Below are 16,312 nucleotides of genomic sequence, written 5' to 3'. Positions count from 1 at the left end.
GGTATGGCGCGATGCGATGTCGCTTGTCGAAGCGATCTACCGTCTGAGCCACGACTTTCCTGATTCCGAACGCTTCGGACTGACGGCACAGATGCGGCGCGCGGCGATCAGCGTGCCTTCCAACATCGCCGAAGGTGCCGCGCGGCGCTCTACCGCTGACTACCTGCGTTATCTGTCGATAGCGCGGGGTTCGCTGGCGGAACTGGACACGCAGCTGCAGATCGCAACACGGCTGCAGTTCGGTTCGCCCGATACGGCAACTCTGGATCTCTTGAATCGCACGTTTGCCAGGCTCAATGCATTGATCCGCACGCTGGACGAATCGCGACATCTGCGCGAGCCCGGCGCCCTCTACGAATCCCCCCTCTCGAATCCCGAATCCCATGCTCGATAAAATCGTCATCGCCAACCGAGGTGAAATCGCGCTGCGCATCCTGCGCGCGTGCCACACGCTCGGCATCCGCACGGTCGCGGTGCATTCCACGGTCGACCGCAACCTCAAGCACGTGGCCATGGCCGACGAGTCGGTGTGTATCGGCCCGGCGGCCTCCAGCGACAGTTACCTCAATATCCCGGCGTTGATCGCCGCGGCCGAGGTCACCGATGCGCAGGCCATCCATCCCGGCTACGGCTTCCTCTCGGAAAACGCCGACTTTGCCGAGCGCGTGGAAGAATCCGGCTTCATCTTCATCGGCCCCAGGGCCGACACCATTCGCCTGATGGGCGACAAGGTGGAAGCGATCCGCGCGATGAAAGCCGCCGGTGTGCCGTGCGTACCCGGCTCGGGCGGCCCGCTGGGCGATGACATCGTGGCCAACACCAAGGTGGCGCGCGAGATCGGCTACCCGGTGATCATCAAGGCCGCCGGTGGCGGTGGCGGTCGGGGCATGCGCGTGGTGCATTCGGAAGCGGCGTTGAAGGCTGCGATCGAAACCACCAAGTCCGAAGCCAAGGCCGCTTTCAGCAACGATCAGGTCTACATGGAGAAGTTCCTGGAAAATCCGCGTCACGTGGAAATCCAGGTGCTTGCCGATGGCCAGGGCGGTGCGATCCATCTGGGCGAACGCGATTGCTCGATGCAGCGCCGCCACCAGAAAGTGGTGGAAGAAGCGCCGGCACCGGGCATCACCGAAGAACTGCGCAACGAGATCGGCAAGGTCTGCGTGGATGCCTGCATCCGCATCGGCTATCGCGGCGCGGGCACCTTCGAATTCCTGTTCGAAGACGGGCGTTTTTACTTCATCGAAATGAACACGCGTATCCAGGTGGAGCATCCGGTCACCGAGCGCATCACCGGCATCGATCTGGTCTGTGAGCAATTGCGTATTGCCGCCGGGCAGAAGCTCACCATCAAGCAGAGCGACATCGTGTTGCGCGGGCATGCGATCGAATGCCGCATCAATGCCGAGGACCCGGAAACCTTCATGCCCAACCCGGGCCTGATCACCGCGTTCCATCCGCCCGGCGGCCCGGGTGTGCGCGTGGATACGCACATCTACGCCGGCTACAAGGTGCCGCCCAATTACGACTCGATGATCGGCAAGTTGATCGTGCATGGCCCGGATCGCGAAACCGCGATCGCGCGCATGCGCGTGGCGCTGAGCGAGATGGTGGTGGACGGCATCAAGACCAACATCCCGCTGCAGCAGCGCATTATGCGCGACAAGGGCTTCCAGGCCGGTGGGCAGAACATCCACTATCTGGAAAAGCGTCTGGCCGAGCGCAAGAACAAGTCGATCGCGCTGGTTTGATCGACGCACGCAGATAACGAAAAAGCCCGGGAAACCGGGCTTTTTCGTAGTTCACGCTGTTGACGCACAGACACCGCGCATCACTCACGCCGCGGCGCCGCCGGCTGCTGGCTACCCGGCACCGGCACGATGCCGCTGGACGAGGACGGGTCGACCACGGTCATGGTTTCGGTGGACCCATCCGGCCACACCACCTGGAAGGTCGCGCCGGCCGGCAATGCCGAAAACGGCATCGCGCTGCTGGCGCGATACACCGCTGCCACCTGGCTGGCGCCATGCCGTCGCTGCTGTTCGTCGGCAGTGACCGTGGTCGACTTGACCGACAGCGGCTGGTAACGGTGATCGGCGGTATCGATCATCACGATGCCAACGGCCGCTGCCGAATACGCCACGAACAAAGCGACCCAGAACCAGAACTTGGCGTCATGCGCCAACCGACGGTAATTCATGACTGCGCTCCCGGCTCGGACACCAGTGTATCGACCATCTCATCCACCCTGTCTGCTCCCTGCCGCGGCACCGCGGCGTCGAATACGAATGACACAAAATCCTGTGCGCTATCGCGCGAGCAGATGCCCGCGTTGGCGCAATAACTGGTAACCAAGGTGCTTTCGGCGCTGCAATCCAGGCCCAGCCGGCATGCAGCGACCTGCCAGGCCAGTTCGGCGAACTGATCGCCGGCCACATAGCCCTGCAGACTGTCGTCGCCACTGGCACGCGCACCCATGGCCGGGGCAAGCGCCAGATAGGCTTCCGGGTCGCGCGAGACCAGCACGCGCTGCACCAGCGCGCGCTTGTAGGTCGGCGATGTCTGCAAGGGCTCGCCCAACGCAAGCAATGCCGCCTCGGCAGCAAGATTCCCGGCGCGCGCGGCGGCCTGACGTTGCTGCGCAACCAACTGCGGGCTCACGCCATCGCTGGGCGCAAAGCCTGCGCAACGCTGCGCCACGCGCTCGCGTGCCGCGTGCATCGCCACCACGCCGGGGGTGTGTTGCGCGGCGATCCATTCGCTGTCGGCAGCGTAGCCGGCCGGGCTGGCCGCATATGGCGCGCAGTAGTCGTAGACCCGGCTCAAGCGCCAACCGGCCTGCGCATCGCCGGCACGCACCTGCTGCTGCAATTGCTGCGCGTAGCGATACAGATCCGTTTGCGCATCCACGGTATCCCGATAGGGCAACTGCAAGGCGGTGCTGCGTTCGGCAGGCGCGTGTAGTGCTGGCGCGAACAAGCTTGCCTGCGTGCTGCTTGCCGGGGCCGCTATGGCTGCAGCGGGCGACTCGGTCGGTTGCGCACGCACATGCCACCAGGCTGCCGCTGCCAGCGCAGCAGGAGCGAGCAACAACCAAAGATGGCGGGCACGAGCAAGCGGCATGAACAGCAGCGACCCTGGCGCGGGAAAGCCCCGCAGCGACGGCGCGGAGTCTAGCACCCGCCTTTCGCACGCCGCGGTGCACAAGCGGGCGCTGCCTGCGCAAACTGCGGGAAGGGCAATGCATGGAGTGATGGTCTGCGCGCGATTTGAAGTGAGTGACGCGCCGTGGCGATTTGGTTGCCGAGACGCAAGCGTGCGGCACGCCCTGCAGCAGGACACGCGCCGGCCGAATGCGTTGAAGCGCCGAGCACCACACCACCGGCGCTCGATGCACTGCCTCGTCGATGCCGGTGCCACGTCTCGACATCGATCTTCAACATCCACATCGTCATTGCGCACCCATTGCCCAGACCGCCCCCTTCCGCGGCTTCGCGCAAGAGCCCGCCTGCACGAATGGTCTACGATGCACGCTTTCGAATTGCCCAACTGCCACGATGCCGTTTCTTGAACTGACCCTGCCCTGCTCCGATGCCACCCAGCCCCGTTACCAGAATGCGCTGGACGATATCGGCGCGCTGGCGGTGACGCTGCTCGACGCCAATGCCGATACCAGCAACGAGCGCGCCATTCTCGAACCCGGCGTTGGCGAAACGCCGATGTGGAACACGATAGTGCTGAACGCGCTGTTCGACGGCGACAGCGATGCGCTGGTGCTGCTCGCCGCACTGGAAGCGTTCGATCCCGGGCTGGACTGGAGCCAGGTCGGATTCCGCACGGTCGAAGACACCGATTGGGAACGCGCCTGGATGGATCAGTTCAAGCCGATGCAGTTCGGCGCGCGCACCTTCATCGTGCCGTGGAATCACGATCTGCCCGAGGCCGCACAAGCGCCCGACGCTGCGGTAGTGCGGCTGGATCCGGGCCTGGCCTTCGGCTCGGGCACGCACCAGACCACCGCGCTGTGTCTGCGCTGGCTGGACAGCCTGGCCGGCAGCGGCGAACTGCAGGGCCGCCGCGTGCTCGATTTCGGCTGCGGCTCGGGCATTCTCGCCGTCGCCGCGCTGAAGCTGGGTGCCGCCAGCGCGGTGGGTGTGGACTACGACCCGCAGGCGGTACTGGCCACCGCCGACAATGCCGAGCGCAACGCCGTGCAGGCGCAGTTGGCGGTGTATCTGCCGCAGGACGAGCCGGTGCAGACCTACCCGCTGGTGGTCGCCAATATCCTGGCCTCGGCGCTGGATACCCTGGCCGAGACCCTGGCCGCACGTGTGGCACCCGGCGGACGGATTGCACTGTCGGGCATCCTGCACGGCCAGGAAGACGAACTGCTGCAACGCTATGCGCCGTGGTTCGAGCAACTGCGCTGCGAACGCGACGAAGACTGGATGCGCATCGACGGCATACGCCGCGCCTGACGCATCCCGGGTTTACCGCAGGGGCCGGCCGGCGCGGATCTGCGCGGTGGTCAGCGCGTCGGCAACGCTGATCGCGCGCAACCGGGTCACCGTCTGCCAACCATCGCGCTGCAGCGCTTCGTTGCGCCAGCGCCCGGCGTGTCTGGCCACGCGCACGCGCAGCAATGCATCTGCCAGCAACACCACCGCCCAGGCAATGGACGATACCCACGCCTGTGCACCGATCATGGCCAGGCCGCCAGCCAGGCCCACGATCGACAGGCCCAGCGCCAGCAACCGCCATTGCCGATAGCGCAGCGCCCACGCGCGCGGCGCCAGTCCGGCCGACCAATGCACGCCTTCGCGCACTGCCGCCCAGTCCGCACCGCGCTGCCAGATCTGGTAACACGGCGCGCCGCGAAAGTGCGCAACAGCTGGATCCAATGGCGAATGCGCAGGCCAGGGCGCCACCTCAGGTGGTGCCGACGGTGCTGAATCCCGTCGCGCTGGATCGGATTTGGGAGCGGCTGGCTCGACCATGAACACCTTCCTTGAGTTCGCTGTGATGTCGTCGTCATCGACACGTAGACAGTATCGCAAACATATGGCGATATGAAAGTTATACGAACTATCCCCCGGCGCTGCTAGAGCTATATCTCCCGGCCCTGTCTGCCATTCATCGGTGCCGTGTGAGCAAGCTGTACGAGCGAGTACGCGAAGCCCGCAGCTTCACCAAGCTGACCCAGGAAGCCCTGGCCGGCGAACTGGGGGTCACCCGCAGCGCCGTCGCTCAATGGGAAATGGCCGAAGGCACCGCGCCTTCGGTAGAGAATCTGATCGGCCTGGCCAAGCGCAGCGGCATGGCGTTCGAATACCTGGCCACCGGGCGCGGCGAGCGGACATTCGGCCCGCCGGTCTCGGCGATCGCCGAAGAACCCGCCCAATACCGTCGCCTGGACGACCAACAGCGCGTGCTGCTGTCGCGCTTCGATACGCTGGCACCGCGTCAGCGCAGTGGCTTGCTCGATCTATTGCTGGCCGAGACCAAGACGCGTCGGCGGCGGTGATTCGGGAATCGGGAATCGGGAAGAGCTTGCTTGTCTGCGTTTGACCAGGCAAGCCACGCCGACAAGGACCGCTGAGTGTTGACGCTGCGATTCGAGATTCGCATTGGGAGCTCGCTCTGAGCCCGCCTGGTCTGTTGGCTGCCGCGCCTTGGCGCGTGTCCGCCGCAGCCAGAGGTGTTGCGAAAATGCAGTCAACGCCACTGCCGCGCGCGCTTCATGCAAGGCACACCTGCTGAAGCACCCGGGTTCGCCCATTGGCGTGCGCGTGGTTGAATAGGGGTCTTCCCGCTGCACGCCTGCCGATGTCCGAGACTCCGCCACCGCGCCGCCCCCTGGCCACGTTCCTGCGTGCGACGCCGGCTGCCCCATCGCTGATTCCCACGCCGGCGGTGCCACCTGCCGAGCCGCCCGAGCAGCCGCTGCCGGTACCGACGCACCAACTGCCGCCCGCGCCATTGGCAGAGCCGGCCGCCGCGCCGCAGGCCGCGGTCGTTCCGCCGCCGGTGGCGCCGCTGGTGACAGCGCCGCGCATCGCCACGGCACGCGCGGCCACCACCACCCCACGCAGCGATGACCGCCAAACTGCAGCAGGCGACGCCAATCCGGATCGACTGAGTTGGAGCACCTCCAGCACGCGCGACGTACCCGGCGATACCGAGGAAGACACAACGCTCGGCGCTGATGACAACCGCGATCCGGCGTCCCGCTACACCGGCACGCATCCGACTGGCGCGGTTGTCGGCAGCATCGCGGACGCAGGCCAGGAGACCGATCTCGATGCAGATGCCGATCGACATCCCAATTTCGATGTCGATCGCGATCCCACACCCGACACCGCCGCCGCCCCGGCATCCAAGACCGCTCCGCAACCAGCCACCAAAGCAACCCTCAGCGATGCGGGCCACGCCGGCACCGCCGCCGCACACTTCCAGCCACTCCCAGCCGCAGCCCAGCCCACGCCCGCCTTCGCACGCCGCGGCTTCACCCGGCCGCGTCTGCGCGCAAGCGGGCGGCAATGGGCGCTGTTGATCGGCTTGGTCGGTTTGTTAGCGCTGCAGATCGTCATCGCCGACCGCGCGCACCTGGCCGCGGACGCGCGCTGGCGGCCGCTGGTCGGCGCGGCCTGCGAGGTGCTGCGGTGCACGTTACCGGCCTGGCGCGAACCGGCCGCGCTGACCCTGCTCAACCGCGATGTGCGGCCGCTGCCGGCCAATCCCGGCGTGCTGCAGATCCAGGCCAGCTTCCGCAACGACGCGCGTTGGGCGCAGGCCTGGCCGTGGCTGCAGCTGTCGCTGTCGGATGCCGACGGCCGGGTGATCGGCACGCGCGTGCTGGCGCCGCAGGAGTATCTGGGCCAACGCCCGGGCGCGCAGGACACACTCGCGCCAGGCCAGGCGGTACAGGTGGCGTTTCGCGTGCGCGAACCGGCCGCCAGCACCGCCGCCTTCAGTTTCGATTTCCGTTGAACGGACGCGGCCGGCCACCGATAGCCACACGGGCGTGGCGAGCGATGAGGTCACGCGCTAGACTCACTCCCCCTCGCCGGCCACGCATCCCGGCTTCGTGACACTGGGAAACCTCCTTTGAACGCAGCCCCCGCTCGTCCTGACACCAGTCGTGGCGCCCCGAAGTCGCCGCTGCGCGAACACGTGGCCCAGTCCGTCCGCCGTTATCTGCGCGACCTGGACGGCAGCGACGCCGATGATGTGTATGAAATCGTGCTGCGCGAGATGGAGATCCCGTTGTTCGTCGAAGTGCTCAACCACTGCGAAGGCAACCAGAGCCGCGCCGCGGCGATGTTGGGCATCCATCGGGCGACGTTGCGCAAGAAGTTGAAAGAATACGGGCTGACCTAACGCCGGGATTAGGGATTAGGGATTAGGGAATCGTAAGCGCGGTGCTGCGTCGCTGGCTGTTCAGTGCGCTCCACTGCCGTGGTTGACGGAGCCAAGCCGCTCTGAGCGCTGATGCATGGAGCGGCTTCTGGATGCCTCGCTCTGCCGATGCGGATCCAGCGCTGACGTGCGCGTTTCACTCTTGGTGACCCGCTTCAGGGACTGGCGACGCCAGGCGGGCGGGCGGCAGTCATCTGGGTCACCGCAATGCGTGTTTGAGCAGATCAGGCCAACTGCCGCTCATCGGGCAGTTGGCCGCAGCCGTTGATCAATGCCACCGATCGCCTGCGTGCGTTGCTTGCTCAGTGGGGTGCATGCGCGTCAGGCGCGTGATCCGCTGCAGACGCCGGCCCGCCGCCATGCTCGAGCACGATGGTGTCGATCGTGTCGAAAGGATCGTCGAATTTTTCGACCACGTTCTTGTCGTCGTCGACCTGATAGGCGGTGTCGGCCTCGACGCCCTCCTCGCCGGTCTTGGCAATGATGTTGGTATAGCGCTTGCCGTCCCAGCATCGGAAGATCAGCACCGAATCTTCGCCACCGGTGAGGGTGGAGCCCAGGCTACCGATCAATCGGCTGTTGGCGCCCGCGGTCAGGATGCTGTTCTTTCCGGCGGTCAACTTGCTGCGGTCGCCTGCCATCAGCGTGCAATCGTCGCCTGCGGTGAGTTTGCTGCGGTCCCCGGCGGTGAGGAAGCTGTTGCTGCCGGCCAGCAACTTGCTGCGATCGCCGGCGATCTGGGTGCTGTCGGCGCCGGCGATCAGCTTGCTGCGGTCGCCTGCGGTCTGGATGCTGCCCCTGCCGGCGATCAGCGTGCTGCGCGAACCGGCCGTCTGCGAACTCAGCTTGCCGGCGATCAACATGCTGCGATGACCGGCAATCTGGGTACTTTCGTGTCCTGCGATCAACGAGCTTCCGTAGCTTGCGATCTGGTTGCTGCCATAGCCAGCGGTCAGATAGCTGCGCACGCCACTGGTCAAGGTGCTGCCATAACCGGCGATCAGCGAGCTGTCCTGTCCTGCGGTCTCGGTGCTGCCGTAGCCTGCCGTCAGCGTGCTGTTGTCCAGCGCCATCAGGGTGCTGCCGTAGCCGGCGGTCAGCGTGCTGTCGCCACCGGCGGTCTGGCTGCTGCCGTAGCCGGCGATCAGCGTGCTGGAGAACCCGGCGATTTCGGTACTGCCGTAGCCGGCGGTCAGCGAGCTGTTTTCCAGCGCGGTCAGGGTGCTGCCATAACCGGCGGTCAGGGTGCTTTCGTAACCGGCGGTCTGGGTGCTGCCATACCCCGCGATCAGGGTGCTTTCGTAACCTGCGGTGGAATTGCTGCCGTAACCGGCGGTCAGGATGCTGCCATGGCCGGCCGTTTGCGTGCTGCCGTAGCCGGTGGTGAGCCAACTGATTTCCTGCGCCGTCTGGGTGCTGCCGTAGCCAGCGGTCAAGGTACTTTCGTAGCCGGCCGTCTGCGTGCTGCCATAGCCGGCAATCAACGAACTCTGGAAGCTGGCGGTGGACGTACTGCCGTAGCCGGTGATCAGCCAGCTGCTGCTCTGCGCGGTCTGGGTACTGCCGTAACCGGCCGTCAGGAAGCTGTCGTAGCCGGCGGTCTGGGTGCTGCCATAACCCGCGATCAGCGAGCTGTCCGGGCCGGCCATGGAGGAACTGCCGTAGCCGGCGATTAGCGAACTGCTTTCCTGCGCGGTCTGCGTGCTGCCATAGCCGGTGGTGAGAATGCTCTTGTAACCGGCGGTCTGGGTACTGCCATAGCCGGCAATCAGCGTACTGTCGTGGCCGGCGGTCGATGTACTGCCGTAACCGGTGGTGAGCGTGCTGCGCTCCTGCGCGGTCTGGGTGCTGCCGTAGCCGGCGGTGAGGATGCTTTTGAAGCCCGCCGTCTGGGTGCTGCCGTAGCCGGCGATCAGCGAGCTGTCGGAGCCGGCAGTGGACGAACTGCCATAGCCGGCAGTGAGCATGCTGCCTTCTTGCGCGGTCTGGGTGCTGCCGTAGCCGGTGGTCAGGATGCTTTTGAAGCCGGCCGTCTGCGTGCTGCCATAGCCGGCGATCAGCGAACTGTCAGAACCCGCGGTTGAGGTGCTGCCGTAACCGGCGGTGAGGTCACTGCCCTTACGTGCAGTTTGCGTACTGCCATAGCCGGCAGTGAGCGAGCTGTCGCCCCCGGAGGTCTGGGTGCTGCCGTAGCCGGCGATCAGCGTGCTGTCGGCACCGGCAGTCGACGTGCTGCCATAGCCGGTGGTGAGGTCACTGCCCTTACGTGCGGTTTGCGTGCTGCCGTAGCCTGCAGTGAGCGAGCTGTCGCCCCCGGAGGTCTGGGTGCTGCCATAACCGGCGATCAGCGTGCTGTCGGCACCGGCGGTCGACGTGCTGCCATAGCCGGTGGTGAGGTCGCTGCCTTTGCGCGCCGTTTGCGTGCTGCCATAGCCTGCAGTGAGCGAACTTTCCCCGCCGGAGGTCTGGGTACTTCCGTAACCGGCAATCAAGGTGCTGTCGGCACCGGCCGTGGAGGTACTGCCGTAGCCGGTGGTGAGATCGCTGCCTTTGCGCGCGGTTTGCGTGCTGCCGTAGCCAGCGGTCAGCGAACTGTCGCCGCCCGATGTCTGGGTGCTGCCGTAACCGGCAATCAAGGTACTGTCGGCGCCGGCCGTGGAGGTACTGCCGTAGCCGGTGGTCAGGTCGCTACCGCTGCGCGCCGTCTGGGTGCTTCCATAACCGGCAGTCAGCGAGCTTTCGCCGCCGGAGGTCTGCGTGCTGCCATAACCGGCGATCAGGGTGCTGTCGGCACCCGCTGTGGAGGTGCTGCCGTAGCCAGTGGTGAGGTCGCTGCCCTTGCGTGCGGTTTGCGTGCTGCCATATCCGGCGGTGAGCGAACTTTCGCCACCAGCGGTTTGCGTGCTGCCGTAGCCTGCAACCAAGGTGCTGTCGGCGCCGGCCGTGGAGGTGCTGCCATAGCCGGTGGTCAGGTCGCTGCCGCTGCGTGCGGTCTGCGTGCTGCCGTAGCCGGCGGTCAGCGAACTGTCGCCACCAGAGGTTTGCGTGCTGCCGTAACCGGCGATCAAGGTGCTGTCACCACCGGCCGTCGAGGTGCTGCCGTAGCCGGTGGTCAGGTCGCTGCCGCTGCGTGCGGTCTGCGTGCTGCCGTAGCCGGCGGTCAGCGAACTGTCGCCACCAGAGGTTTGCGTGCTGCCGTAACCGGCGATCAAGGTGCTGTCACCACCGGCCGTCGAGGTGCTGCCGTAGCCGGCGGTCAGATCGCTGCCTTTGCGGGCGGTCTGCGTGCTGCCGTAGCCGGCGGTGAGCGAACTTTCGCCACCGGAGGTCTGGGTGCTGCCATAACCGGCAATCAAGGTGCTGTCGGCACCGGCGGTCGACGTGCTGCCATAGCCGGTGGTGAGGTCGCTGCCTTTGCGCGCGGTTTGCGTACTGCCGTAGCCGGCAGTGAGCGAACTGTCCCCGCCGGAGGTCTGGGTGCTGCCATAGCCGGCGATCAGCGTGCTGTCGGCACCGGCGGTGGAGGTGCTGCCGTAACCCGCAGTGAGGTCGCTGCCGGTACGGGCGGTTTGCGTGCTGCCATAGCCTGCCGTCAGCGAGCTGTCGTTGCCCGATGTCTGCGTACTGCCATAACCGGCAATCAGCGAGCTATCGGCACCGGCGGTGCCCGTGCTGCCGTAGCCGGCGGTGAGGTCACTGCCGTCCTGCGCCGTCTGCGTGCTGCCATAGCCTGCAGTAAGCGAACTTTCCCCGCCGGAGGTCTGGGTGCTGCCGTAGCCGGCGATCAGCGAGCTATCGGTGCCCGCCGTGCTGGTGCTGCCGTAGCCTGCGGTGAGGTCGCTGCCGTTCTGCGCGGTCTGGGTGCTGCCGTAGCCGGCAGTCAACGAGCTGTCGCCGCCGGAGGTTTGCGTGCTGCCATAGCCGGCGATCAGCGAGCTGTCTGCACCGGCGGTTTCGGTACTGCCGTAACCTGCCGTCAGCTCGCTGCCCTGGCGCGCGGTCTGGGTGCTGCCATAGCCGGCAGTGAGCGTGCTGCCCCCGCCTGCGGTCTGGGAACTGCCATAGCCGGCCACGATGGTGCTGTCGGATCCGGCCACGCCGGTACTGCCATAGCCGGCGATCAACTCGCTGCCGTTACCCGCGGTCTCGGTACTTCCATAGCCTGCGATCAGCTGACTCTGATCGGCGCCGGTGAGCGTGCTGCCATAGGTGGCGATTTCGCGTGTGCGAAGAATCGCATTTGACGGCTGCGCGGCTTGTGGGTCGATGCCGTTAGGCGGTGATGGAAGTGGCGCGGTGGAATGCGGACCGCTTTCAACAGCCGGCGCGGTGAACTGCGCGTGCGGTGCCTTGGGCGTGAATTCCGCAGCCATGACGGTGTCGACAGGCAAGTCGGGTTTGGGTGGCGCGTGTTGCTCGATGCCGGCGGCGATGCAGCTCATCGCGCCCGTACGGTTACCGGCGTAGACCACGTCGGCCTTGGGAAACTTGATCATTCCCTCTTCGCCCAACCAGATGATATCGGCGGTCTCCACCATGCACACCACCCAGTGCGCATCGGCATGCATGTTCAGATGCGCATTGGTTCCCTGCCCCCACAACAAACCGGTCAAGCCATTTTCCTGTTTGACGCTAGGCTGCCAATGCCTGCATTCGACCAGGCCGCTTTTCGGCCAGATCAATCCGCAATGATCGGACATGTTGTTTGTGCATGTGCGTAATGCCAAAACTTTTTCACGATTCATAAGATAATCTCATCTGAATTTTCTAAACCAGCCGCGCAAGTCAGGTTCATGCCATCGCCGATAGAAAGATGGGAGCGTCGCCCATGCGGGCGAAACGCATCCTCCCGCTGGCAAGGACTGCGTCGGAACGGCAATGGTGGTCCTTCGGGAACGCCCTAAGGCGCTAGGTGCGCTGGGGTGTCTTGCTTGAATCGCAGGGTCATGGATCGCCGTGACGGCAAGACGCAGCTTAGGGTGAGGGCAAGGCTGGCTCCTGCGCGGCAGCCCTTGCAGCAAGTAGTGGTGGACGCCTCGCCGACAGCGTCATTGCCTTTGAACGTTAGGGAACTCAACAGATCAGCGAGTCCAGATCGTGATTCAGCAGCACGTGGCAGATGTCGCCGCAGCAGAAAACATGTTTCCGATACCGAAGCGCGAAACGCACATTGCACCGAGATTTCCGACTTTTTTTCTAAATATGCGAACGGGTCTTGATTATGTCATTCGGCGAATCGCTCGCTTTCGAGTAACCCGGCAGCCCGCCGATTTTTTACAGCAAAATATTTTCGTGATTAACGCCTGATTTATTGGTGAATTGGCTCACTAAATCAATTTAAACCCGATGGTCGAATGTCGCTTTTCGGATGTGCGCTCCGTCATTTGACGTTTGTGACGCGGACTTTATCTCTATCTCCTGCATCAGCGCGCTCTTCGTCCCTGTCGGGTCGATCATGCGAGGCGGCTGCCGCATTTTTCGGCAATCCGTCAGCGCGCTGCCATGACCGACATCAGCTGCACGTCAGCACACGACAACACCGCAGGCGGCCGTTCGATTGCCGGTATCTCGCCGAGTGCCAGACAGCCTTGGGTGGAGCGATCGCTTCGCCGACGCCTGCGTGATCATGTCTGGCGACCGAACAACCCGACCGAGCGGCGCATGGTCGTCACCTGCTGTCGCCCGATGCCGTTGCGCTCTAGCGCCCACCAATCCTGCGTCCGTAGCAGCGCCTGGAAGCTCGCCGCCAGCACGCAGATCAAGGCGATCGCGAAGGTGTTGAGCCCATCGCGCGCTGTCGCGGCCTACAATATCGGCTGCCCCGCAATGACATCCCCCACCGATGGCCTCTGATTTCCTGCCCGTGCGCCGGGCCCTGCTCTCCGTTTCCGACAAGACCGGCCTGATCGACCTGGCCCGCGCGCTGGTGGCGCGTCACGTCGAGCTGCTGTCCACCGGCGGCACCGCCAAGGCGATCCGCGAGGCCGGTTTGCCGGTCACCGACGTCGCCGAGCTGACCGGTTTCCCGGAGATGATGGACGGCCGCGTCAAGACCCTGCACCCGCTGGTGCACGGCGGCCTGCTCGGCCGCGCCGGCATCGATGAAGCGGTGATGGCCGAACACGGCATCGTGCCGATCGACCTGCTGGTGCTGAACCTGTATCCGTTCGAGTCGGTGACCGCTAAGGCCGATTGCACACTGGCCGATGCGGTGGAAAACATCGACATCGGCGGCCCGGCGATGCTGCGCTCGGCCGCGAAGAACTTCGCCCGCGTGGCGGTGGCCACCGACCCGACGCAGTACGCCGAGTTGCTGGCCGAACTCGATGCCAACGACGGTCAATTGTCGGCGGCCAAGCGCTTTGCGTTGTCGGTGGCTGCGTTCAACCGCGTGGCGCAGTACGACGCGGCGATCAGCAACTATCTCTCGGCAGTGGCCGATAGCGCCGAAAGTGTGCCCACTCGCAGCCCGTTCCCGGCGCAGATCAATTCCAATTTCATCAAGGTGATGGACCTGCGCTACGGCGAAAACCCGCACCAATCCGGCGCGTTCTACCGCGACCTGTATCCGGTGCCGGGCACCTTGGCCACCTTCCAGCAGTTGCAGGGCAAGGAGCTGAGCTACAACAACCTGGCCGACGCCGATGCGGCGTGGGAATGCGTGCGCCAGTTCGATGCACCGGCCTGCGTGATCGTCAAACACGCCAACCCCTGCGGCGTGGCGGTGGGCGCGGCCTGCGGCGACGCCTACGAGCTGGCCTATGCGACCGACCCGACCAGCGCGTTCGGTGGCATCCTGGCCTTCAACAAGACCCTCGATGCAGCGACGGCGAAAGCCATCCTGGACCGCCAGTTCGTCGAGGTGCTGATCGCGCCGGACTACGAGCCCGGCGCGCTCGAATACGCCACCAAAAAAGCCAATGTGCGCGTGCTCAAGATTCCGCACGGCAACGGCCTCAACAACTACGACACCAAGCGCATCGGCTCGGGCCTGCTGATGCAGTCGTCCGACAACCGCGGCATGTCGCTGGGCGAACTGAGCGTGGTCACCCAGCGCGCGCCCAGCGAGGCCGAACTGGGCGATCTGCTGTTCGCCTGGCGCGTGGCCAAGTACGTCAAATCCAACGCGATTGTCTATGCCAAGGACAGCCGCACCATCGGTGTGGGCGCCGGGCAGATGAGCCGCGTGGTGAGCGCCAAGATCGCCGCGCTCAAGGCCGAAGAAGCCCAGCTCACGGTGGCCGGCTCGGTGATGGCCTCCGATGCATTCTTCCCGTTCCGCGACGGCATCGACGCCGCCGCCGCTGCCGGCATCAAAGCGGTGATCCAGCCCGGCGGCTCGATGCGCGATGGCGAAGTGATCGCCGCCGCCGACGAGCATGGCATCGCGATGGTGTTTACCGGCGTGCGGCATTTCAGGCACTGACGTGCCGGGATTCGGGAGTGGCAACGTCGCTCTGGTCTCTCCTGTTTCCGGTCTCCGCCTTGCTTCAACAAATCCCCAATCACGACTCCCCAATCTCGGCACTCACATGAAAATCCTTGTCATCGGCTCCGGCGGCCGTGAACACGCCCTGGCCTGGAAGATCGCGCAGTCCGCGCGCGTGAGCGAGGTTCTCGTGGCGCCGGGCAATGCCGGCACCGCCACCGAGGGCAAGTGCCGCAATGTGGCGATCAAGGTCGATGATCTGGATGGCTTGCTCGCACTAGCGCAGCGCGAAGACGTCGCGCTGACCGTGGTCGGCCCGGAAGTGCCGCTGGTGCTGGGCGTGGTCGATCGCTTCCATGCGGCCGGCCTGCGCATCTTCGGGCCGACCGCCAAGGCCGCGCAGCTGGAAGGCAGCAAGGCCTTCGCCAAGGATTTTCTCGCCCGTCATGGCATCCCGACTGCGTATTACGCGGTGCACACGGAAGTGGACGCAGCACTTGCCTATGTGCGTGAGAAAGGCGCACCGATCGTGGTCAAGGCCGATGGCCTGGCCGCCGGCAAGGGCGTGATCGTGGCGATGACACTGAACGAGGCCGAAGACGCGGTGCGCGACATGCTCTCGGGCAACGCGTTCGGCGATGCAGGCGCGCGCGTAGTGATCGAGGAATTTCTCGACGGCGAAGAAGCCAGCTTCATCTCGATGGTCGACGGCACCCACGCCTTGCCGATGGCCACCAGCCAGGACCACAAGCGCGTCGGCGATGGCGACACCGGCCCCAATACCGGCGGCATGGGCGCGTATTCGCCGGCCCCGGTGGTCACGCCCAAAGTGCATGCGCGGGTGATGCGCGAGGTGGTCGAGCCCACCGTGCAAGGCATGATCGCCGACGGCGTGCCGTTCACCGGATTTCTCTACGCCGGGTTGATGATCGACGCGCATGGCGCACCGAAGGTGATCGAATTCAACGTGCGCTTCGGCGACCCGGAGACCCAGCCGGTGATGCTGCGCCTGCAGTCGGACCTGGTCGATCTGCTCGAAGCGGCCATCGACGGCAAGCTCGACACCGCGCACGTGCAGTGGGACCCGCGCCCCTCGCTGGGCGTGGTGATCGCGGCCAAGCCCTATCCGGAAACCCCGGTCACCGGCGAGGTCATCACCGGCCTGGACCAGGTGCCGACCAGCGCCAAGGTCTTCCACGCCGGCACCGCGTTGAATGCCGACGGGCAGGTGATCAGCGCCGGTGGCCGCGTGCTGTGCGTGGCCGCATTGGGCGACAGCGTGCAGGACGCACAGCGCACCGCGTATGCCGGCCTGCAGCCGATCCACTGGCCCAACGCCTTCCAGCGCAGCGATATCGGCTGGCGTGCGATCGCACGCGAGCGCGACGCACAGGGCTGAGCACTCGCAACCACACCTTGCAAGGTCGTCAAGCGCGGTAGATGCCCGTGCAGTTGGCCGGACGC

14 protein-coding genes are annotated in these 16,312 nt (G+C 65.4%); 10 read left to right on the top strand and 4 right to left on the bottom strand.

Annotated features, from left to right (window positions below; all coding sequences use genetic code 11):
- Nucleotides 1-16: 16 nt before the first annotated feature.
- Nucleotides 17-394, top strand: coding sequence for a four helix bundle protein (locus AC1PLU_RS03080; RefSeq protein WP_481094000.1), 378 nt, complete (start codon nucleotides 17-19; stop codon nucleotides 392-394).
- Nucleotides 384-1,751: an acetyl-CoA carboxylase biotin carboxylase subunit gene (gene accC, locus AC1PLU_RS03075; protein WP_006451537.1), complete on the top strand. Its 1,368-nt coding sequence runs from the start codon at nucleotides 384-386 to the stop codon at nucleotides 1,749-1,751. The genes AC1PLU_RS03080 and accC overlap by 11 nt, the downstream gene beginning before the upstream one ends.
- 80 nt (nucleotides 1,752-1,831) lie before the next feature.
- Here the strand turns inward: accC and AC1PLU_RS03070 are convergent, their stop codons facing one another.
- Together AC1PLU_RS03070 and AC1PLU_RS03065 are read right to left on the bottom strand one after the other, a co-directional pair.
- Nucleotides 1,832-2,200, bottom strand: a complete 369-nt coding sequence (locus tag AC1PLU_RS03070; RefSeq protein ID WP_481107673.1) for a hypothetical protein — start codon at nucleotides 2,198-2,200, stop codon at nucleotides 1,832-1,834.
- Nucleotides 2,197-3,123, bottom strand: coding sequence for a hypothetical protein (locus AC1PLU_RS03065; protein ID WP_481094001.1), 927 nt, complete (start codon nucleotides 3,121-3,123; stop codon nucleotides 2,197-2,199). The genes AC1PLU_RS03070 and AC1PLU_RS03065 overlap by 4 nt, the downstream gene beginning before the upstream one ends.
- 434 nt (nucleotides 3,124-3,557) lie before the next feature.
- Between AC1PLU_RS03065 and prmA the strand changes: the two genes are divergently transcribed.
- Nucleotides 3,558-4,478: a 50S ribosomal protein L11 methyltransferase gene (prmA, locus tag AC1PLU_RS03060; protein WP_481107672.1), complete on the top strand. Its 921-nt coding sequence runs from the start codon at nucleotides 3,558-3,560 to the stop codon at nucleotides 4,476-4,478.
- Nucleotides 4,479-4,490: 12 nt separating this feature from the next.
- Here the strand turns inward: prmA and AC1PLU_RS03055 are convergent, their stop codons facing one another.
- Nucleotides 4,491-5,003 carry a hypothetical protein gene (locus AC1PLU_RS03055; protein WP_481107671.1) on the bottom strand — a complete coding sequence of 171 codons (513 nt, stop codon included), beginning with the start codon at nucleotides 5,001-5,003 and terminating at the stop codon, nucleotides 4,491-4,493.
- A gap of 143 nt (nucleotides 5,004-5,146) precedes the next feature.
- Between AC1PLU_RS03055 and AC1PLU_RS03050 the strand changes: the two genes are divergently transcribed.
- From AC1PLU_RS03050 to fis, 3 genes are all read left to right on the top strand, one after another.
- A complete protein-coding gene (locus tag AC1PLU_RS03050; protein ID WP_006451532.1) occupies nucleotides 5,147-5,524 on the top strand; it encodes a helix-turn-helix domain-containing protein in 378 nt (125 codons plus the stop codon).
- 302 nt (nucleotides 5,525-5,826) lie between these two features.
- Nucleotides 5,827-6,990 carry a DUF3426 domain-containing protein gene (locus AC1PLU_RS03045; RefSeq protein WP_481107670.1) on the top strand — a complete coding sequence of 388 codons (1,164 nt, stop codon included), beginning with the start codon at nucleotides 5,827-5,829 and terminating at the stop codon, nucleotides 6,988-6,990.
- 117 nt (nucleotides 6,991-7,107) lie between these two features.
- Entirely contained in the window at nucleotides 7,108-7,380 is a 273-nt protein-coding gene (gene fis / locus AC1PLU_RS03040) for a DNA-binding transcriptional regulator Fis (RefSeq protein ID WP_043908547.1), read from the top strand.
- A gap of 341 nt (nucleotides 7,381-7,721) precedes the next feature.
- Here fis and AC1PLU_RS03035 read toward each other — a convergent pair whose 3' ends face one another.
- Nucleotides 7,722-12,164 (bottom strand): beta strand repeat-containing protein, encoded by a 4,443-nt coding sequence (locus AC1PLU_RS03035; RefSeq protein ID WP_481107669.1) that lies wholly within the window; start codon nucleotides 12,162-12,164, stop codon nucleotides 7,722-7,724.
- Between the two features lie 352 nt (nucleotides 12,165-12,516).
- On the opposite strand from AC1PLU_RS03035, the gene AC1PLU_RS03030 reads away from it, so the two are divergent.
- The 4 genes from AC1PLU_RS03030 to purD all read left to right on the top strand — a co-directional run bounded on the left by AC1PLU_RS03030 (nucleotide 12,517) and on the right by purD (nucleotide 16,247).
- Complete coding sequence (locus AC1PLU_RS03030) at nucleotides 12,517-12,726, top strand: hypothetical protein (RefSeq protein WP_481107668.1); 210 nt, start codon at nucleotides 12,517-12,519, stop codon at nucleotides 12,724-12,726.
- A gap of 195 nt (nucleotides 12,727-12,921) precedes the next feature.
- The gene (locus tag AC1PLU_RS03025) at nucleotides 12,922-13,272 is read left to right on the top strand and encodes a hypothetical protein (RefSeq protein WP_481107667.1); all 351 of its coding nucleotides are present in this window, start codon (nucleotides 12,922-12,924) and stop codon (nucleotides 13,270-13,272) included.
- On the top strand, nucleotides 13,262-14,845 hold the full coding sequence (gene purH / locus AC1PLU_RS03020; RefSeq protein ID WP_481107666.1) for a bifunctional phosphoribosylaminoimidazolecarboxamide formyltransferase/IMP cyclohydrolase: 1,584 nt from the start codon (nucleotides 13,262-13,264) through the stop codon (nucleotides 14,843-14,845). The genes AC1PLU_RS03025 and purH overlap by 11 nt, the downstream gene beginning before the upstream one ends.
- A 106-nt stretch (nucleotides 14,846-14,951) precedes the next feature.
- Nucleotides 14,952-16,247, top strand: a complete 1,296-nt coding sequence (gene purD, locus AC1PLU_RS03015; protein ID WP_481107665.1) for a phosphoribosylamine--glycine ligase — start codon at nucleotides 14,952-14,954, stop codon at nucleotides 16,245-16,247.
- Nucleotides 16,248-16,312: the final 65 nt, after the last annotated feature.

The sequence above is a fragment of the Xanthomonas sp. NCPPB 2933 genome (genome assembly GCF_056725225.1).
This window is presented reverse-complemented; position numbering and strand designations above follow the sequence as displayed.

What these genes read in the sequence shown, in the direction of transcription:
- AC1PLU_RS03070 (WP_481107673.1), bottom strand. Translation starts at nt 2,200, where the DNA reads ATGAATTACCGTCGGTTGGCGCATGACGCCAAGTTCTGGTTCTGGGTC.
- prmA (WP_481107672.1), top strand. Translation starts at nt 3,558, where the DNA reads ATGCCGTTTCTTGAACTGACCCTGCCCTGCTCCGATGCCACCCAGCCC.
- AC1PLU_RS03045 (WP_481107670.1), top strand. Translation starts at nt 5,827, where the DNA reads ATGTCCGAGACTCCGCCACCGCGCCGCCCCCTGGCCACGTTCCTGCGT.
- AC1PLU_RS03080 (WP_481094000.1), top strand. Translation starts at nt 17, where the DNA reads ATGTCGCTTGTCGAAGCGATCTACCGTCTGAGCCACGACTTTCCTGAT.
- AC1PLU_RS03025 (WP_481107667.1), top strand. Translation starts at nt 12,922, where the DNA reads ATGACCGACATCAGCTGCACGTCAGCACACGACAACACCGCAGGCGGC.
- purH (WP_481107666.1), top strand. Translation starts at nt 13,262, where the DNA reads ATGGCCTCTGATTTCCTGCCCGTGCGCCGGGCCCTGCTCTCCGTTTCC.
- AC1PLU_RS03035 (WP_481107669.1), bottom strand. Translation starts at nt 12,164, where the DNA reads ATGAATCGTGAAAAAGTTTTGGCATTACGCACATGCACAAACAACATG.
- accC (WP_006451537.1), top strand. Translation starts at nt 384, where the DNA reads ATGCTCGATAAAATCGTCATCGCCAACCGAGGTGAAATCGCGCTGCGC.
- AC1PLU_RS03065 (WP_481094001.1), bottom strand. Translation starts at nt 3,123, where the DNA reads ATGCCGCTTGCTCGTGCCCGCCATCTTTGGTTGTTGCTCGCTCCTGCT.
- purD (WP_481107665.1), top strand. Translation starts at nt 14,952, where the DNA reads ATGAAAATCCTTGTCATCGGCTCCGGCGGCCGTGAACACGCCCTGGCC.